This is a genomic window from Rhizobacter sp. P1_G5, assembly GCF_056405435.1.
Genome location: NZ_JBFUCB010000677.1, coordinates 1 through 3121, shown reverse-complemented (window position 1 = coordinate 3121; position 3121 = coordinate 1). Strand labels below are relative to the sequence as shown.

Below are 3121 nucleotides of genomic sequence, written 5' to 3'. Positions count from 1 at the left end.
ACGGTGGTGAACACGCCGCGCGCGGTGTGGCCGTGCGCGCTCATCATGCGCGTGAACAGCAGGCCGTCCTTCGCGAGCGCGTCGTAGCTCGGCGTCGCGCCCAGCGGGCTGCCGATCGCGCCGACCTTGTGCGCCGCGAAGCTCTCCAGCAGCACCAGCACGACGTTCATCGGCGGCTGGCCGGCACGCTCGGGCTTGGGCGGCACGCTGCGCAGGAACGAGATCGGCTCGCCCGGCTTCAGCGGCGGCAGGCCGACGAAGGCGCGGATCGCATCGGCATCGGGGCGCATCTGCGCATCGCCCAGGCTTTGCGCGCGGAAGGTCCAGGTGTCGTACAGGTTGTGCAGCGGGTTCAGCGACAGTTGCTGCGCGAACGCGTTCTGCAGCTCGATCGAATCGCTCCAGCGCAGCGGGTATTGCGAGAACTTGCCGTGGATGCCGAACACGCCGAGCAGAACGACCAGCGTCTCGGCGACACCGACCTGCCAGCGCTTGCGCGGCACCGGCGGCGCAGGGACAGCCGAGGTACCGACGACAAGGCGCCACAGCCAGCCGAAGATGAAATGGCACAGCACCAGCCAGGCGATGACCGCCAGCGTGATGCGCCCGACCGGGTAGGTCTGCGTGACCATGCCGGTGGCCTCGCCGATGTCGCGTGCCAGCGAGATGACGACCGCCGTCAGCCGCTGCGCGAGGTACGCGAAGTGCCCGGCATCGAGCACCACGCCGAGCGCCCACACGAAGGCGGCGAGCATCCAGTACGTCCACCAGAAGGCGTGCGCGCGCGGCGGGCGCAGCCAGCGGCCGACCCACGGCAGCGTGGCCAGCAGCCAGGCGAGCAGCACGCTGTCGAGCGCGACGCGCAGGTCGAAGCGCGCGCCCAGCCACAGCGCGGCGGCCCAGTCGCCGGCCGACAGCGCCGCGTCGGGCGGTGCGAACCAGAGGCCGAAGACGGCGCGGTACACGGTGCCGACGACGAGGAGCACGGCGGCCATCGCGAGGGCGAGGCGAAGATGCGGACGCAGCAGGGACATGGTCGATTCGATCTCAGGAGGTCGGCGCCACGGTCGCGCGGCCACGCAGCCGCGCGATCAGGAACGCCACGCAGCGTGCCAGCGCCCACAGCCACAGCAGCGGGTCCAGCAGCGCATCGAAGACGTTGCCGGTCGGCAGGTGCGTCACGGCATGGAAGGTCAGCGCCAGCAGCACGGCCCAGGCGGCCGCGTGCTGCCGGCCGCGCACGATCACCGCGAGCGCGAACACCGACAGCACGACGGCTGCCACAGGCGCCTGCACCGCATCGAAACCCCACGGGTACAGGCCGAGCGACAGCGCGCCGACCGCATCGGCATAGAGCACCAGGCCGCCGGCCACCAGGGCCGCGGCCAGCGCGGGCGGCAGGGTCTGCTGCGCGGGGCGATCGACGAAGCGCTTCCAGACCGAGACACCGCACAACGCGGCGAACAGCCCGCTCGGTTGCTGGAATGCGAGGCCGAGCCACCAGGCCGGCGAGGCCGGGCCGGGCAGCCACATCGCGGCCAGCGCGAGCAGTGCAACGGCAGCGCGTGGCTTCGTTCCTCGCAGCGGCAGCAGCGACAACAGCAGCGCCGCGCCGACCACGCCCCACGCCAGCCGTGCCCAGACGATCTGCTGACCGAGTTCAGGCAGCGTCRTGGCGCGCCCTCCCCGTCCTCGATGTCATAGACCTGGTGCCCGATCGCCTGCCGCTGCGCGGTGTAGGTGACGTGCAGTTGCCGGCCCAGCTGCTGCACGCTCGGGTACGAGAACTCGTCGCCGGCGTTGCCGCGCTGCACGTCGAGTGCCGGCGTCCAGGCCTGCGCATCGGCCGAGGTCGACAGCCGCAGCCACTGGCGCGGCGAGCCGCCGGGCAGCGTGTCGTTGTGCAGCAGCACGTAGCCGCCGTTGGCCAGGCGCAGCGCGGCGACCGAGTCGTCGCGGTTCGGGATCTCGAGCGGCGCAACGTCTTCCCAGTGCCGGCCGGCGTCGTGGCTCACCGCCTGCTGCACGCGGTGCGACGGGCCGATGTCGCGCATCACCGCGCGCAGCTCGGTGCCCGACACCGGCAGCAGCGCCGGCTGCAGCGCGGTCGTCGAGCGGCCGATGCGGCTCAGCCAGCGCGGCGCGCCGTCGGCATCGAAGGACACGACCATCGGGTACTTGTTGCGCAGCTCGAAGTAGGCCGGCAGCAGCCAGCCGCCATCGTCGAGCCCGACCGGGTTGGTGCGCACCAGCACGCTGGTGTCGGCCAGCGGCGTCAGCGGCAGCACGCGGCGCACCGCGAAGCTGCGGGCCGCATCGGCGGATTCGAGCTGCACGACGCGCGCCGCCGCCCAGCCGCCCAGTCCGGTCGCGACCATGAAGACATGCACGCGGCCATCCGGCGCGACCCAGGCCGACGGGTTGCCGATGCGGCGCACGCCGAAGCCGAGCTGGCGGCCCAGGCCCGCGCGGTCGACCACCTTCTGTGCCGAGCTCCAGCGGCCGTCGGCCCAACGGGCGAGGTACAGGCTGACGTCGGGTGCGCTCTCGCGCGAACCGGCCCACCAGAACGCGAGCAGCTCGCCGTTCGGCAGCACCGTCAGTGCGCTGGCATGGGCAGCGGGCACGCCGTCAGGCATCGGGATGCGCTGCGACGAGCGGGGCACGAGGCGCGGCATCTTCGCGGGCCCATTCACCGGCTTCACCGCCAGCCGCGGTTCACGAGCCGTCGCACCCGTGATGGCAGCGCGCCGCCATTCGGCCGCCGCGCCCAGCATCACACAGGCCAATGCCAGCACCAACATCCTCGGCGACCGCCGCGCCCGACTCATTCCGCGCCTCTCATTCCGCGCCCGTGCCCTTGCTTGAAAGGCGCAGATTGTGACAGCCGGGGCCGGCTTCAGCGCGATCCCGCCCGAACATGCAGAATGCGGCACGCGAAGGAGGCAGCATGCTCTCTCAGTCCCCCGCCACCCGAACCGCGGCCGACGTGGCGTCGCCGCAGCACCTGCAGGCGATCGCGCAGTCGCACGCGCGCTGTGCCGCGCTCGGGCTCGACGAATCGGCGGTGCCCGAGCTGAACCGGGCCTCCGCCGCGCGGCTGCAGGAATCGCGCGAACGC

3 protein-coding genes are annotated in these 3121 nt (G+C 72.4%); all 3 read right to left on the bottom strand.

Going from position 1 to position 3121, the window contains the following annotated elements; all coding sequences use genetic code 11:
• Positions 1–1034 (bottom strand): LTA synthase family protein (locus AC1D12_RS29305; RefSeq protein ID WP_477844695.1); only part of this gene is annotated, 1034 nt, incomplete at its 3' end.
• 13 nt (positions 1035–1047) lie between these two features.
• Positions 1048–1284: a hypothetical protein gene (locus AC1D12_RS29300; RefSeq protein WP_477844693.1), complete on the bottom strand. Its 237-nt coding sequence runs from the start codon at positions 1282–1284 to the stop codon at positions 1048–1050.
• The gene (locus tag AC1D12_RS29295) at positions 1245–2798 is read right to left on the bottom strand and encodes a sialidase family protein (protein WP_477844690.1); all 1554 of its coding nucleotides are present in this window, start codon (positions 2796–2798) and stop codon (positions 1245–1247) included. Before AC1D12_RS29295 ends, AC1D12_RS29300 begins: the two co-directional genes overlap by 40 nt.
• Between the last annotated feature and the right edge of the window lie 323 nt (positions 2799–3121).